16 protein-coding genes are annotated in these 14,614 nt (G+C 36.8%); 10 read left to right on the plus strand and 6 right to left on the minus strand.

The window, feature by feature from the left end:
* Nucleotides 1-25 precede the first annotated feature (25 nt).
* On the plus strand, nt 26-1,645 hold the full coding sequence (locus MWU78_RS18035) for a family 20 glycosylhydrolase (protein ID WP_247000336.1): 1,620 nt from the start codon (nt 26-28) through the stop codon (nt 1,643-1,645).
* A 111-nt stretch (nt 1,646-1,756) separates the two neighbouring features.
* Nucleotides 1,757-3,262, plus strand: coding sequence for a carboxypeptidase (locus MWU78_RS18040; RefSeq protein WP_247000338.1), 1,506 nt, complete (start codon nt 1,757-1,759; stop codon nt 3,260-3,262).
* A gap of 119 nt (nt 3,263-3,381) precedes the next feature.
* Here the strand turns inward: MWU78_RS18040 and MWU78_RS18045 are convergent, their stop codons facing one another.
* The 5 genes from MWU78_RS18045 to ruvX form a co-directional block, all read right to left on the minus strand.
* Entirely contained in the window at nt 3,382-3,630 is a 249-nt protein-coding gene (locus MWU78_RS18045; protein ID WP_247000340.1) for a hypothetical protein, read from the minus strand.
* 191 nt (nt 3,631-3,821) lie between these two features.
* On the minus strand, nt 3,822-4,250 hold the full coding sequence (locus MWU78_RS18050) for a DUF5606 domain-containing protein (protein WP_247000342.1): 429 nt from the start codon (nt 4,248-4,250) through the stop codon (nt 3,822-3,824).
* A 57-nt stretch (nt 4,251-4,307) separates the two neighbouring features.
* Entirely contained in the window at nt 4,308-4,898 is a 591-nt protein-coding gene (def, locus tag MWU78_RS18055) for a peptide deformylase (protein WP_247000344.1), read from the minus strand.
* 5 nt (nt 4,899-4,903) lie between these two features.
* The gene (locus MWU78_RS18060; protein WP_247000568.1) at nt 4,904-5,530 is read right to left on the minus strand and encodes a DUF1919 domain-containing protein; all 627 of its coding nucleotides are present in this window, start codon (nt 5,528-5,530) and stop codon (nt 4,904-4,906) included.
* Between the two features lie 55 nt (nt 5,531-5,585).
* The gene (ruvX, locus tag MWU78_RS18065) at nt 5,586-6,002 is read right to left on the minus strand and encodes a Holliday junction resolvase RuvX (RefSeq protein WP_247000346.1); all 417 of its coding nucleotides are present in this window, start codon (nt 6,000-6,002) and stop codon (nt 5,586-5,588) included.
* A gap of 102 nt (nt 6,003-6,104) precedes the next feature.
* Here ruvX and MWU78_RS18070 point away from each other — a divergent pair, with 102 nt between their 5' ends.
* The 3 genes from MWU78_RS18070 to MWU78_RS18080 are packed head-to-tail and all read left to right on the plus strand — an operon-like array spanning nt 6,105 to nt 7,903.
* Nucleotides 6,105-6,920, plus strand: coding sequence for a 2,3,4,5-tetrahydropyridine-2,6-dicarboxylate N-succinyltransferase (locus tag MWU78_RS18070; protein WP_247000348.1), 816 nt, complete (start codon nt 6,105-6,107; stop codon nt 6,918-6,920).
* Nucleotides 6,921-6,930: 10 nt separating this feature from the next.
* Nucleotides 6,931-7,311 carry a hypothetical protein gene (locus MWU78_RS18075; protein WP_247000350.1) on the plus strand — a complete coding sequence of 127 codons (381 nt, stop codon included), beginning with the start codon at nt 6,931-6,933 and terminating at the stop codon, nt 7,309-7,311.
* A 7-nt stretch (nt 7,312-7,318) separates the two neighbouring features.
* Nucleotides 7,319-7,903, plus strand: a complete 585-nt coding sequence (locus MWU78_RS18080) for a LicD family protein (protein ID WP_247000352.1) — start codon at nt 7,319-7,321, stop codon at nt 7,901-7,903.
* Here MWU78_RS18080 and MWU78_RS18085 read toward each other — a convergent pair.
* A complete protein-coding gene (locus MWU78_RS18085; RefSeq protein WP_247000354.1) occupies nt 7,900-8,538 on the minus strand; it encodes an adenylyltransferase/cytidyltransferase family protein in 639 nt (212 codons plus the stop codon). The two genes, MWU78_RS18080 and MWU78_RS18085, sit on opposite strands and share 4 nt — an antisense overlap.
* A 393-nt stretch (nt 8,539-8,931) precedes the next feature.
* Here MWU78_RS18085 and MWU78_RS18090 point away from each other — a divergent pair, with 393 nt between their 5' ends.
* The 5 genes from MWU78_RS18090 (at nt 8,932) to MWU78_RS18115 (ending at nt 14,558) form a co-directional block, all read left to right on the plus strand.
* Nucleotides 8,932-9,726: a glycosyltransferase family 2 protein gene (locus MWU78_RS18090; RefSeq protein ID WP_247000356.1), complete on the plus strand. Its 795-nt coding sequence runs from the start codon at nt 8,932-8,934 to the stop codon at nt 9,724-9,726.
* Nucleotides 9,727-10,048: 322 nt separating this feature from the next.
* Entirely contained in the window at nt 10,049-10,735 is a 687-nt protein-coding gene (locus tag MWU78_RS18095; protein WP_247000365.1) for a phosphocholine cytidylyltransferase family protein, read from the plus strand.
* On the plus strand, nt 10,732-12,552 hold the full coding sequence (locus tag MWU78_RS22595; RefSeq protein WP_348647106.1) for a CDP-glycerol glycerophosphotransferase family protein: 1,821 nt from the start codon (nt 10,732-10,734) through the stop codon (nt 12,550-12,552). The genes MWU78_RS18095 and MWU78_RS22595 overlap by 4 nt, the downstream gene beginning before the upstream one ends.
* 9 nt (nt 12,553-12,561) lie before the next feature.
* Nucleotides 12,562-13,131 (plus strand): L-threonylcarbamoyladenylate synthase, encoded by a 570-nt coding sequence (locus MWU78_RS18110; RefSeq protein WP_247000368.1) that lies wholly within the window; start codon nt 12,562-12,564, stop codon nt 13,129-13,131.
* 2 nt (nt 13,132-13,133) lie between these two features.
* Nucleotides 13,134-14,558: an HD domain-containing protein gene (locus MWU78_RS18115; protein WP_247000370.1), complete on the plus strand. Its 1,425-nt coding sequence runs from the start codon at nt 13,134-13,136 to the stop codon at nt 14,556-14,558.
* Nucleotides 14,559-14,614 lie beyond the last annotated feature (56 nt).

A 14,614-nucleotide genomic window follows, 5' to 3' on the forward strand; every position in this document is an offset into this window, starting at 1 on the left:
TATAATAATAACACATTCAACTTCAATGAAAAAATCCATTCTTATCAAATCATTAGTTGTACTTGCTGTATTTTCTGCTTTTGTTGCTTGTCAACAGGAAAAAAAGAAAGTAATAGATTTCCCTTCGACAGATTTGTCCTCGGAAAATTTAATTCCCAAACCCCTAAAGATAGTTGCCACCAATAGCGCCTTTGGGCTTGATAGGAATACCATCATCTATACCTCTCAAAATTCCAATGGTTTCCCAGAGGTTGGTGAGTTCTTGTCTGAAAAGATAAAATGGCAGACCGATCTGGATTTACCCGTAAACTCAACAACTAACCTATCTACAGAGCGTATAATCTTTATCAATCAGTCAGACAGTACCACTATTTCTTCAAAGGAGGGTTACGATTTATATATAACCCAAGATTCCATTATTCTTAACGCCAAGACAGCAGAGGGAGCTTTTAGGGGTGTCCAGACCTTAAGGCAAATTATTCCGGAAACCAGTAATGATACCCTTTCCGAAAATAAAATGTGGTTGATTCCAACGGGTAAAATTACCGACAATCCTAATTTTGAATATAGGGGATCTATGTTGGATGTGGCAAGACACTTTTTTAGTGTAGAAGATGTGAAAAAGTATATCGATATATTGGCCTATTACAAAATTAATACGCTGCATTTGCATCTTACAGATGACCAGGGCTGGCGTATAGAAATTAAATCTTGGCCAAAACTTACAGAGATTGGAGGCAGTACTGAAGTAGGTGGTGGCCCTGGGGGATTTTACACTCAGGAAGACTACAAGGATATTGTGGCCTATGCAGCCAAACATTTTATAACCATTGTCCCCGAGGTAGATATGCCGGGACACACCAACGCAGCATCAGTGGCCTATCCCAACTTAAATGGAAATGGAAAAACACCCAAACTTTATACAGGAACCCAAGTCGGTTTCAGCACCTTTGACACCAATAAAGACACCGTTTATGCCTTTATTGATGACGTAGTGAGGGAGATATCGGCGATTACCCCTGGTCCCTATTTTCATGCAGGTGGCGATGAAAGTCACGTTACCAAAAAAAGAGATTTTATTCATTTTGTATCCAAAGTGGACAAAATTGTAAAGAAATACGGTAAAAGAATGATAGGCTGGGACGAAATTGTGCATGCTGATATAGATACCACTGCCATTGCACAATTTTGGGCCAACGAAGAAAATGCCAAATTAGCCGTTGAAAAAGGCTTAAAAGTTATCTTGTCCCCAGGAAAAAAAGCCTATTTGGATATGCAATATGATACCCTTTCAAAGTATGGACTTCATTGGGCAGGTTATATCCCTGTGGATACAGGGTATGTATGGACCCCTGAAAGATATGTGAAAGGCATTAATAAAGAAAACATCTTGGGGGTAGAAGCGCCTTTATGGTCGGAGACAGTAAGCAATATGGATGAAGTGGAGTATTTGGCTTTTCCCAGGATGATCGGTTATTCGGAACTTAGTTGGAGTACTGAAGAAAACAGAAATTGGGAAAATTATAAGGTAAGGTTGGGCAATCAGGCTCCGTATTTGGATAAAATGAATGTGAAATACTATCCATCCGAACTAATAGAGTGGAAAAAAAGCAAGTATACCTACAAAACCATTGACAAAGACTAATATTCATTTAACATTATTATAGCCTAAAAGCCTAATATTTAATATATTGTAATCCCCTAATTATCAGATTTTACCTGTTTAGCTATTTAACCAAATTTAAATACTAAACAAATGAAAGCTCTTATTCTAGTTCTAATCCTATTATTGGGGCAATTATGCTATCCCAATAATGAAAATGATTCTATACCCAAAGCTGAAGTAGCCACTACCATGCAAAGTGTTACCCTAAATGGAAACACCATCTATTTAACGGCAAAGGCTGGAACTTTTGAGGTTAAGGACGAAACCAACAAACCCATTGCATTAGTGGGCTTTACCTATTACACCAGGGATTCCAAAAGAGGATTGGCCACACAAAGACGGCCAATAGTTTTTGCATTTAACGGTGGCCCCGGATCATCTTCTTTTTGGCTTCACATGGGCATTTTAGGACCAAAGAGAATTGTTGTGGACGACCCAAAATCAACACCAGCTGCTCCTTATAAAATAGTCAACAACAACTACTCCATCCTTGATGTTGCCGATCTTGTGATGGTAGATCCCGTAGGTACAGGTCTAAGTATTCCTATTGGAAAAGCCAAGTTTAAGGACTTTTGGGGGGTAGACCAGGATATCAGAAGCCTGTCCTTATTCATAACACAATTTCTGATACACAATGACCGCATGAACAGTCCTAAATTCCTTTTGGGAGAAAGCTACGGGACCTTTAGGAACGCGGGCTTAATGAATACCCTGCTGAACCAAGGCGTGGCCATGAATGGAGTTATAATGGTATCTGCGGTATTTGACCTTCGGACCCTTATGTTTCCGCCAAATGACGACTTACCATATATAGTTCATTTACCGACCTATGCCGCTACGGCATGGTACCATGATAAAATAGCCGACAAACCGGAAAATGTATTTGAGTTTCTTACATCCGTCAGAACTTTTACCGAAAATGAGTACACCCCTGCCCTATTCAAAGGTGATCAAATTTCCGAAAATGAAAAAGCCAACATTGCCTCGAAACTAGCTTACTACACCGGCACAGATACCAATTACTGGCTAAAAGCTGATCTAAAGGTAACTGCAGCTGAGTTTTTTGCAGAATTTTTAAGGGACAAAGGTGAAATAGTAGGAAGATTGGATTCCCGATTTACGGGAATCAATGAAGATCTATTATCGCAAGAAGGAAGCCATGACCCTCAAAGTTTGGCCATCTCACCAGCATACATCAGTGGGTTTTTAGATTATTTTTATGGCGACTTAAAAGTGAATAAAAATTTATTGTACTCCATCACGGCAGGCAGAAGGGATGGATTTAAATGGGATTGGACCCATAAAGGAAATAAGAGATGGGGCACCACGGCGGCTATAAATACCGGCATTGACATGGCCACAGCCCTCTCCAGAGACCCAAACATGAAGGTTCTCGTGCTAAACGGTATATATGACCTAGCTACGGTTTTCTACGGAGTGGAACATAGCATTAATCATTTAGGCCTTAAAAAAGAAATCAAGGATAATATTACAATGGAATATTATGAAGCGGGACATATGATGTATACCCACAAACCTTCCATGGAAAAATTCAAAAAAGACGTCTCCAAATTTATTATAAACGCTTCTAAATAAAAGGCAAAAGGTCGTCCAAATAATAAGTATCTTAAATTTTAAATTGGCTGTGGCTTTATTTCACTCCATTTTAATTCCCGTCCCATATAGTCAATATCACAATCTTCACCAATTGATACTTACTTGGATGGATTCATTAGGAATTGGTCAAATACCGGGTCTACAGGAAATGTTGACGACTCAAAACTTAAACTCGGAATGGTCAAGGCCAGTGCTTTATTAATCACCTTTTCTTCATGAATATCCCCAACCTTTTCCTTGCCAAAATATTCAACAATATTCCCAGTACGTTGTTGACCAATAAGGCAAAAAGGGATTACAAGTAGCATCAATAAAACTAAAGCGCCATTCTTAGATAAATTCATCATGAAAAAATTGATTAAGGTATTAAAATATTAATTTCCCCTAACATAAGAATTCGGACCAACAACAAGCTACCGATGCTAAATGAAGAAATATTTTAACATACACGCGACCCGATTCTTGAGCCTTGAACCTAAAATACAAGGCAAAAAAAAACCTTCGTAAACGAAGGTCCATTATTTTGGATATATAAAATCTATTCCTTTTCCTTAGGAGCTTCTTCTGTTTCTTCCACATCGGCATACTCTGTAATACCGTGCTCATGTAACAAATTGTACCACTGAACAATCTTTTTTATATCACTGGCATATACCCTATCCTCATCATAGTTGGGAAGTACTTCGAACAAATATTCTTCAAGTTTTATTTTATCATCCTTATGACTAACCGCGGTTTTTCCACCATCTTCCTTTTCCTTGATCTTTTCGAATACGTCTTTCAAAGGCACTTCCTCTTCCAAAGTATAAATGGCAATCTCAGATAAGACACTTACATTGTTCTTAAAACTAACGGTAACTTTCTTACCATCCAACAATGATTCGGCCACAAAACCTGAACGTGTCTGAGTTAACAATTTAAAAAGACCTGGTTTTCCTGCAATTGATAATATTTTATTTAAACTCATCTGTTATTTTAATTTCAGCGGCAAATATGCTACTTTTTGTTTATAATAGAAATAGTTTTAACGTGCTTTTTTAATGTTTGGAAAGCGCATTCTATATTCCACCTTAATCTTTCCCTTGGAAATATTGGCCAACCTACCTTTTAAAAGTCTCTTTTTTAAGGAGGATAATTTATCGATAAACAAAATACCCTCTATATGGTCATATTCATGTTGGATTACCCTGGCCAAAAGACCATCATAAGTTTCCTTAAAAGCTTTAAAATTCTCGTCCATATAGGAAATGGTAATGGTATCCTTTCTGGAAACGTCTTCCCTTACATCAGGAATGCTAAGACATCCTTCATTAAAGGCCCATTCCGTACCTGTTTCTTCCTCTATGTGGGCGTTAATAAAAACTTTCCTGAACCCTTTAAGTGCGTTTTGTTCTTCCTCAGTAAGGTCTTCGTCATCCGCAAATGGAGTGGTATCCACTAGGAACAGCCTAATGGGCAGCCCAATTTGGGGTGCGGCCAAACCTACACCATTGGAATTATACATAGTGTCCCACATATTGGCCACCAATTCTTCCAATTTTGGATAATCCTTATCTATATTATCCCCTACTTTCCTAAGTACCGGGTCTCCATAAGCAACTATAGGTAATATCATGTATTTTAAGCTTTAAATCTAGTTCTTTTAAGTCGACGGTAGTCTAACCAATGAATTACATCCATAAACATAAATGTAATTTGAAATAGTTTTCTACCATGTGGAACATTGTCCTGTTTACTTCTATCCCTATGAGGTACTTTTATATGTTGATGATTATCAAGACCATCAACGGCGTCAAGACCAAAGGATACTTTATTTTTAAATGGCAATTGATGAAATTCCTTAATTATTTCATCATCGACCCTTTCTCTATCGCAAATCATAAAAAACCAATTTTGATGATCATTTTTTAAAAGTCTTTCCTTTCTTCTGTTCCATTTTCGCAACGCTTCCTCCTTTGAGTCATAATGCGTAAAATGTACCTCAATATCATCCAAAAAAGCCATAGGGTAACCTATTTCGCGATCTTTATATTTGGAAACTGTTTTAAAATCAAGCTCTTGCCTCAAATAATAATCAAATCTATTCAATAATTTAATATAACAAGGGCCATATAAAAAAAGTCCCACAAAAGGCGAGTTGTATGGCAATCCCAACCATTGATACATACATCCTCCCCAGCAATTATTAGAAATAATCCCAAAGTCATTATTTTTTAACCTGCACCTGTCCCTGAAGGCGAAATACACTCTAAAACAATACCTTGTTTTCCTTCTAATAAAAAACTCTAAATCCCTGAACAAATTAAGTACCGTTTTTATTTAAATAAGACTGCAATATAATAGTGGCACTAATTTCATCAACTAAAGCCTTATCCCTTCTTTGTTTTTTATTAAGGCCACTATCTATCATGGTCTGAAACGCCATTTTAGAGGTAAATCTCTCGTCCTGTCGCTCTACCGGTATCTTCGGAAAAACACCTTGTAATGTTCTCAAAAAGGGCTTAATTATTTCCTCGGATTCGGATGGAAGATTATTCATTTGCTTTGGCTCCCCAATCACGAATCTTTCAACGTTCTCCTCCTCAACATACTTTCTAAGGAAATTCAAAAGTTGCTTTGTCTCAACTGTGGTAAGGCCAGAGGCTATTAATTGCAACTCGTCTGTTACAGCTATACCTGTTCTCACCTTCCCATAATCCAATGCTACAATCCTTCCCACATAAATTTTTTGCAAAAATAAGAGATAAATAGTTATATGTGCAAAAACAAAAGGTTAATTACCTACTAGCACTTATATTTGCTAAAATTTGAATTATTAAAGATGAAAGAACTAAGAAAAACAATAGAAACCGCTTGGGAAAATCGTGAACTACTAAAAGAAATCCCAACCCAAAATGCAATTCGTGAAGTCATAGATCTTTTGGATAATGGAAAATTGCGCTGTGCAGAACCTACCACTGACGGTTGGCAGATAAATGAATGGGTAAAAAAGGCGGTAGTACTATATTTTCCAATTCAAAAAATGGAAACCTTGGAAGCGGGGATCTTTGAATACCACGATAAAATGCCCTTAAAGAGAGGTTATGCTGAAAAAGGCATTCGTGTTGTTCCCAATGCAGTTGCAAGACATGGATCATATATTTCAGCAGGCACTATCCTAATGCCAAGTTATGTAAACATTGGTGCCTATGTAGACGAAGGGACAATGGTGGATACTTGGGCTACCGTTGGTAGTTGCGCCCAAATTGGAAAAAATGTTCATCTTAGTGGTGGTGTTGGAATAGGTGGAGTATTGGAACCTTTACAAGCAGCACCGGTAATAATAGAGGACAATGCCTTTATTGGTTCCAGATGTATTGTTGTTGAAGGCGTACGTGTAGAAAAAGAGGCCGTTTTGGGAGCCAATGTGGTACTTACGGCCTCAACAAAAATTATAGATGTTACAGGCGATAAACCAGTAGAAAGAAAAGGTTTGGTACCTGCCAGATCGGTTGTTATTCCAGGTAGTTATACCAAAAAGTTTCCTGCTGGGGAATATCAGGTACCCTGCGCATTGATTATTGGCACCAGAAAAGAGAGCACCAATAAAAAAACTTCCCTAAATGATGCACTAAGGGAATATGATGTTGCCGTTTAATTTTTAAAAAATGAAATCGATTCTTGTAGACGCTTGGAACACATTTGTTACGGAAAATGGAATGGACCGGGATTTGAAAAAAATATTGGACTCCTTTCCAAATCCAAAAATCATTCTAACCAATGCCGATCAACAAGAACGCAATACCTATGGAATTGTAAATATGCCTTATGAGGTTTTTAGTTTGGAACATAACCCCAACAAAACCGATAAGGCATATTACATTAAGATGTTGGAGTTTTATAATCTGGAGCCAAGTGATGTTGTGTATTTTGAGCATAACGTTGAAGCCGTAAATTCTGCTTTATCCGCTGGCATAAATACGCATCACTACAAAAAAGAGGACGATTTAGGGGAACTGCATTCATTCCTGAAAAATAATTTAGTATAACACCATCATGGCATATAACATTACACTTGAAGGAAAAAACAAAGTTATAGCCGAAAGAATGCTACAAAGTGTAGCCATCATTTTCAACAATTGTAATATTGATTATTGGATTGAAGGAGGTACGTTACTGGGTATAAGAAGAGAAAACCGACTTCTGCCTTGGGATAATGACATTGATGTTTCTATAAATCATGATCAGATAGAAAAGCTGGGCGATTTTTATTCCGGATTGAAGAAAGCGGGGTATAGAGTAAGAACGAGACACTTTGATAGCAACAATGAGTTTTTCGCGAAGGATGCTATTAGAATGATAAAAATAAGGGAAAAACGATTTTTTGGTCTATTGAAAGGCGCTGTTTGTTTGGATGTTTTTATAAAGTATCCGAAAAACGGGAATAGCTACTGGCAAATTGACAATAAAACTAAATTTGTACCTAGTAAGTTCTACCAAACATTTGGAGATATAGAATTTAAAGGTTTTGTTTACAAAATTCCCGCGCTAACTGATGAGTATCTTACCTATAGGTATGGAGATTGGCAAACACCGGTTAAAGATTGGGATACCTCCAAAGACGATAATGCCATTGCCTAAGACTCTACAGCCTTCAATTGCAATGTTTCCTTTAAAATAGTACTGCTGACATTGGCTGTATAGGTTACATATTCTACAGGGCAAGTAGTTTTTGGAAATCTGCCTTTCCAATCATCACCAACAGAAATGGCATCTATATTATATTCATCCACTATACGTTGCTTATTTTTATCTACCTGTGGAATAACCTCGTCAACGTAACTTATGGCCTTGACCAATTTTATTCTTTCTTCGAATGGAATTACAGGCAACCTGCCTTTTTCCTTTAATATAAGTTCATCTGTAGAAACACCCACAATTAAGTGATCGCACATGCCTTTAGACTTTTTTAGAATGTTGAGATGCCCATAATGAAATATATCAAAACAACCCGAAGTATATATTTTTTTATACTTTTTGGCACTTTTACTACGCTTCACTTTAATACCTAGAGTATTTCCTTTTTTTAGTTTAATGACATGATCTTTATTGTCAAAAAAAACACTGATGTTTTTAAGGATCTCCAACATCTCCATAAAAGCACCCTCAAATTCTGACTTACAGCTTATGGATAATTTTACGCTATCATCGGGAAAGCTGTTAAAATTCCAATTTGGATATTTTGAGGATAAAATATATAGATATGACTCAGTCATTTATTTATAAACCAATTGATTAGTACAAAAAGGGTCAAAGGTAGTGAACGTTTATAGTTAAAATTTATTATCCCCATATTTTTATTCGTTGCCCAAATCAAGACCACTATTTATGCCGTTATGATAATAGATGGTCTAATTAATTATGAACATAACCAGGGTTACAGACTCAAAATTTTGAATTCATTTCTCAAAAAAACCAAATCCTTCTATAATTCCTGAGGTAGCTTTAATACTGTAGGTGAACAACTTTAGGACTATTGTTAATATTTTTGATATACTATTCTCGGTTTTTAAATGTTATATAATAGGTAATCTCCTTATAGATTTTTGCGATTTCAACGCAACTATTTCTTATAATACTATCTATTAAGTGGTAAAAATATCAACTACATGCTAGATCAAAGTGAAAAAATATCAGCCCTAATAATCACTTATAACGAAATGGGTTATATTGAAAAATGTTTAGACTCCATTGAATTTGCAGATGAAATTATAGTTGTAGACTCGTATAGCACGGACGGCACATACCAATATCTAAACAATCACCCCAAGGTTAAGGTTATACAACATGGATTTGAAAATTATACTGCACAAAAATCCTATGCGTTAAAACAAGCTACACATGATTGGGTACTTTTCTTGGATGCCGATGAAGTAGTTACGGACGAATTAAGGAAAGAAATTAAGTGCAAGGCGAAGAAAGAGTCTGAACATTGTGCTTACTGGTTTTACAGAAAATTCATGTTCCAAAATAGGCCTCTACGATTTAGTGGATGGCAAACCGACAAAAACTATCGGCTTTTCAGAAAGAGTAAGGCACAATTTGCTAAGGAGAAAATAGTTCATGAAACCCTTATTGTCAATGGCACCTCCGGGATACTACAGCAAAAATTAGTGCACTTTTGCTACAAGAACTATGAAGATTATAAGTATAAAATGCTAAAATATGGGCGTTTAAAGGCCAAGCAAGCCCATAAAAAAGAAAAAAAATTCAATTATCTTCTTCTAGTTTTTAAACCTTTTTGGAAGTTTTTCAATCATTATATTATTAGATTGGGAATACTTGATGGAAAAAAGGGAATTACCATATGCTACTTGAATGCCTTGGGCGATTTTGAACGGTACAAGGAATTACAGCGTTTGGGCAAAAAAGAAAAAATGGCATATTTTTTGGTCAAATCATGATGGTATTTTATTTATCTCAGGATAATCTTTCCCTAGGCCCAAATTAACATTCCTCATGATTATATATCCCTCCTTAAGGTATTGGTTCCCAATTGAAATTTTTGGATTTTCTAAACACTGTTAGTACCTAAATCTACCATTCTTCGAAAGAATGTGTACTAACTATTAAGGCCATTAAAGACTTCCTGCTCTTTACACTAAAAAATTATAAACCATTATTTACATATCTTTGCCCCCTCCCTTAACTTTGCATTAGGTTAAGGTTAAAATAACATAGGACCTGTCTAGTTCTGGACTAGTCATTAAATAAATTATTAAACTCATGAAAATTGTCATTTTAGCAGCGGGTATTGGATCAAGACTTGGAAACCCATTTCCTAAACCTCTAACACCTTTAAAAAATGGAAAATGTATTATGGAGATGCAGGTAAACAACCTGGATGAAACCTTTAATATTCATGATATAAATGTTGTGGTTGGTTTTAAAAAGGATTTGATAATGGAACGCTTTCCGGAACTCACCTATATTTATAACCCATTTTTTGATCAGACCAACACTTCTAAAAGTCTTTTAAAGGCCCTTAAAAAAAATAGGGATAAATCTGTGCTTTGGCTAAATGGCGATGTTGTTTTTGACGTAAGATTACTATCTGTTTTAAAGCCATATATAGATAAAAATCAATCTTTTGTTGCCGTAAACACAAGCAAAGTGGCAGATGAAGAAGTAAAGTACACCTTAAATGACAACTATATAGACAAATTATCCAAGACCGTTAAAAATGGGCTTGGAGAGGCCGTGGGCATTAATTTCATTGCTGCCAAGGATATAAATAGTTTTATAGATAGGTTGGAGGAATGTGATGACAATGATTATTTTGAAAGAGGTTTGGAAATATCAATAGAAAAAGACGGCTTAAAAATTAGTGCGGTCGACATTTCCGCATTCGATTGTATGGAAGTGGACTTTAAGGAGGATTTGGAAAATGCCAATACCTTATTCCAAAAATGAAGATAATTTTATTTTGCCAAAATGCATATGCCTTTGGTATCCTTGCCCCTATTCGGGATGTGCTCTTGGAACAGGAACATGACTTCCTATGGTATATCTCCGAGAAACTTTTGGATAATTTCCCTTATAAAAATGAGGATTACACGGTAAGCACTTTAGATTTACAGCGCTATAAGAGCGATGCCATCTTTGTTCCGGGAAATGAAGTACCTTACTATATCCGTGGACTCAAAGTTCAGGTCTTTCACGGACTGGCCGGAGAAAAGAAAGGACATTTCAGGATACGGCATTACTTTGATCTTTATCTCACCCAAGGACCGTATTTCACGGACAAGTTCAATGAACTAAAAAAAATACACAAAAATTTTGATGTCATAGAAACCGGCTGGCCAAAATTGGATGTGTACAGCTCAGAAAAAAACAGGTACGATTTTGAAAAGAAGGCCATTTTACAGCAATACAATACGGACAAGATCGTCCTCTACGCCCCTACCTTCTCCCCTAGCCTTACTTCGGCTCCTTTTTTATTAAAGGAAATCAAAGATCTTGCTGAGCAAAATGGCTACGTAATCTTTATTAAGTTCCATGATCTTATGGATCATAAGTGGATCAGGGCATACAGAACACTGGCCAATGAAATCCCGAACGTGCTTTTCAAGGATGATAAAAACATTATTAAATCGCTCTTACAGGCAGATATTTTGATCAGTGACACCTCATCCGTCATTTATGAATTCATTCTTTTGAACAAGCCTGTAATTTCTTTTAAGAATATAGCCGAAAAGGTACTGTGGGACAACTCAAAAGTCTACACAGGACTTACCGAGAAAGTTTTGAATAATTTTCAGCTAGATCCCCATGCCGCTGATAGAGCCTATATTAACATGCAATTTCACCCCTACCAGGATGGAAAGTCGGCCCTACGTATGGTTAATGCTGTAAAAAACCACATTGAAACTAATGGGGTACCCGAAAAAAGAGAACTATCCCTGGCTCGAAGGTTCAAGATAAATTCCATGTTCGGGAAGCCTACATTGAATCCCTTTAATGGTGAAAAAATTAATAAGATTTCGGCAATACTTATTACCTACAATGAAGATATTCATATTAATGCAGTTTTGGAAAATGTGAAGTTCGCAGATGAGATTATCGTTGTCGATTCCTTTAGCACGGATGGCACCATCGAAAAAATTAAAGAACGTCCAAATGTAAAATTGATCCAGCGCCCCTTTGTTAATTATACGGATCAAAAATCATATGCCCTGGAACAGGCCACCAATGATTGGGTACTTTTTTTGGATGCAGACGAGCGTATCCCGGATCGCTTAAGAAATGAAATCTTGGAAACCGTGAATTCCAAAGAGCCAACAGCGGACGCCTACTATTGTTATAGGATTTTCATGTTTAAAAATAAAGTCCTACGCTTTAGCGGATGGCAAAGGGATAAAAATTATAGGCTCTTTAAAAAGAGTAAAGTTCATTTTACCCAGGATAGAATAGTGCACGAAACCTTGGTCGTAAACGGACAGTCAGGTGTACTCAAAAACAAATTGATTCATTACTCTTATAAAAATTACGAAGATTATAAGGGTAAGATGATAAAATATGGGCAAATGAAGGCTGTTGAGGAATTAAAAAAGGATTATTCCCCAAATTTGTACCACTTTATATTTAGACCATTTTACAAATTCTTTAATCATTATATCTTGCGGTTTGGCGTGCTTGATGGCAAAAAAGGTCTGATCATATGCTATCTAAATGCATTGGGAGTATTTTCCCGATATAAGGAATTAAAACGATTGCGAAATTTAAGGTAAAAGACAATTATGAAAGATATTCTTTCCGAGGTTAACAAATGTTATGATATTCTTACTGAAGGAGGCCTTATTTTATACCCCACGGATACTGTTTGGGGTATTGGTTGTGATGCTACAAATGAAGAGGCCGTGGAAAAAATTTACGCCCTAAAAAAAAGATCCAATACTAAAACTATGATCTGTTTGGTAGCAAACGATTTTATGCTGGAGCAACATGTTAACAAGGTACCGGAACTGGCCTATGACATTATCGACCTTTCCACCAAACCAACCACTATTGTCTATGAATCCCCAAAGGGAATTGCCAAAAATTTAATTGCACAGGACAATACCTTGGCCATTAGGGTGGCAACGGATCAATTCTGCCAATATCTTATAAAGAAATTCAAGAAACCTATCGTATCCACTTCCGCCAATATAGCAGGGCAACCAACTCCCAATAGTTTCAAAGAAATACACGACGAGATTTTAAAAGGTGTGGACTATATAGTAAATTTGGACCGCGATAAAATTAAAAGTACCCCATCCTCCATTATTATGCTCGGTAATGATGGTACTGTAAAAGTGATCCGAGAATAAGAATGACGAAAAGAACCCACGAAGAAGTCTTAAAGAACCCCGTATTTTCTACCATTTCGGATGCAGCTAAGGAACTTTCATTAGACTCCTATGTAATCGGAGGCTTTGTACGTGACTACCTGTTACAAAGGGGAACCCCAAAAGATATCGATATAGTTGCCATAGGTAGTGGTATAGAATTGGCCAAATTGGTTGCCAAAAAATTACCTGGAAGCTCGGAGGTGAGCGTCTTTAAGAATTTTGGAACGGCAATGATCAAATTTCAGGACATTGAAATTGAGTTTGTTGGGGCTAGAAAGGAAAGTTACCACCGTGACAGTAGAAAACCTGTTGTTGAGAATGGTAGCTTGGAAGACGATCAAAAGCGCAGGGATTTCACTATTAACGCCCTGGCCATTTCACTCAATTCAAAAGACTACGGACAGCTCCTAGATCCTTTCGACGGAATTGGGGATTTAAAAAGACAGCTGATCAGAACTCCATTGGACCCTGATATTACTTATTCGGACGACCCTTTGAGAATGATGCGTGCCATAAGGTTCGCCACTCAATTAAACTTTATAATACATCCTGAATCTTTACAAGCTATTGCGGACAATAAGGAGAGAATTAAAATTATTTCCAATGAACGCATCGTGGACGAATTACATAAAATTTTGGCCAGTGCCAAACCGTCCCTCGGGTTTTCCCTGCTTCACGATACAGGTCTTTTGCCCTTTATAATGCCCGAATTGGTGGCCTTGGAAGGTATTGAGGAAATTGAAGGACAAAGGCACAAGGATAATTTTTGGCACACTTTGGAGGTCGTGGATAATATTTCCCAAAACACAGACAATGTTTGGTTGCGTTGGGCTGCCCTTTTACATGATATTGGCAAGGCACCTACCAAGAAATTCGACAATAAAATAGGTTGGACTTTCCATGGCCATGAATTTATTGGGTCTAAAATGGTCTACAAACTTTTTAAGCGCCTTAGGTTGCCCCTGAACGAAAAAATGAAATTCGTTCAAAAAATGGTGTTAATGAGTTCCAGGCCTATAGTCCTCTCCGAGGATTTTGTAACCGACTCTGCAGTAAGAAGACTTATTTTTGACGCTGGAGAGCATGTAGAAGACCTAATGACCCTCTGTGAAGCGGATATTACTACCAAGAATCCAAAAAAGCAAAAGAGATATCGGAATAATTTCAAAATAGTCCGTCAAAAAATCGAAGAGGTAGAGGAACGGGACCATATAAGAAATTTTCAGCCCCCTATTAGTGGAGAAGAAATCATGAAAACTTTCAACCTTAAACCTTCCAAGGAAATAGGTATGATAAAGGAAGCAATAAAAGAAGCCATTTTGGAAGGGGAAATCCCCAATGAGTACAATGCGGCATACACCTTAATGCTGCGAAAAGGAAAAGAAATGGGACTTGGGGGGAATTAAATTTAACTGGGTTATGGCAGTTTTAAAAGTATCAATATTTATCCCTTAAATTTAGA

Source organism: Arenibacter sp. F26102 (assembly GCF_023015865.1).
GTDB lineage: Bacteria > Bacteroidota > Bacteroidia > Flavobacteriales > Flavobacteriaceae > Arenibacter.

Excerpts from the sequence above, each read along its gene's own strand:
- MWU78_RS18035 (WP_247000336.1), top strand. The coding sequence starts at position 26 with ATGAAAAAATCCATTCTTATCAAATCATTAGTTGTACTTGCTGTATTT.
- MWU78_RS18080 (WP_247000352.1), top strand. The coding sequence starts at position 7,319 with ATGGCATATAACATTACACTTGAAGGAAAAAACAAAGTTATAGCCGAA.
- MWU78_RS18070 (WP_247000348.1), top strand. The coding sequence starts at position 6,105 with ATGAAAGAACTAAGAAAAACAATAGAAACCGCTTGGGAAAATCGTGAA.
- MWU78_RS18085 (WP_247000354.1), bottom strand. The coding sequence starts at position 8,538 with ATGACTGAGTCATATCTATATATTTTATCCTCAAAATATCCAAATTGG.
- MWU78_RS18110 (WP_247000368.1), top strand. The coding sequence starts at position 12,562 with ATGAAAGATATTCTTTCCGAGGTTAACAAATGTTATGATATTCTTACT.
- def (WP_247000344.1), bottom strand. The coding sequence starts at position 4,898 with ATGATATTACCTATAGTTGCTTATGGAGACCCGGTACTTAGGAAAGTA.
- MWU78_RS18115 (WP_247000370.1), top strand. The coding sequence starts at position 13,134 with ATGACGAAAAGAACCCACGAAGAAGTCTTAAAGAACCCCGTATTTTCT.
- MWU78_RS18075 (WP_247000350.1), top strand. The coding sequence starts at position 6,931 with ATGAAATCGATTCTTGTAGACGCTTGGAACACATTTGTTACGGAAAAT.
- MWU78_RS18095 (WP_247000365.1), top strand. The coding sequence starts at position 10,049 with ATGAAAATTGTCATTTTAGCAGCGGGTATTGGATCAAGACTTGGAAAC.
- MWU78_RS18050 (WP_247000342.1), bottom strand. The coding sequence starts at position 4,250 with ATGAGTTTAAATAAAATATTATCAATTGCAGGAAAACCAGGTCTTTTT.
- MWU78_RS18090 (WP_247000356.1), top strand. The coding sequence starts at position 8,932 with ATGCTAGATCAAAGTGAAAAAATATCAGCCCTAATAATCACTTATAAC.
- MWU78_RS22595 (WP_348647106.1), top strand. The coding sequence starts at position 10,732 with ATGAAGATAATTTTATTTTGCCAAAATGCATATGCCTTTGGTATCCTT.
- MWU78_RS18045 (WP_247000340.1), bottom strand. The coding sequence starts at position 3,630 with ATGATGAATTTATCTAAGAATGGCGCTTTAGTTTTATTGATGCTACTT.
- MWU78_RS18040 (WP_247000338.1), top strand. The coding sequence starts at position 1,757 with ATGAAAGCTCTTATTCTAGTTCTAATCCTATTATTGGGGCAATTATGC.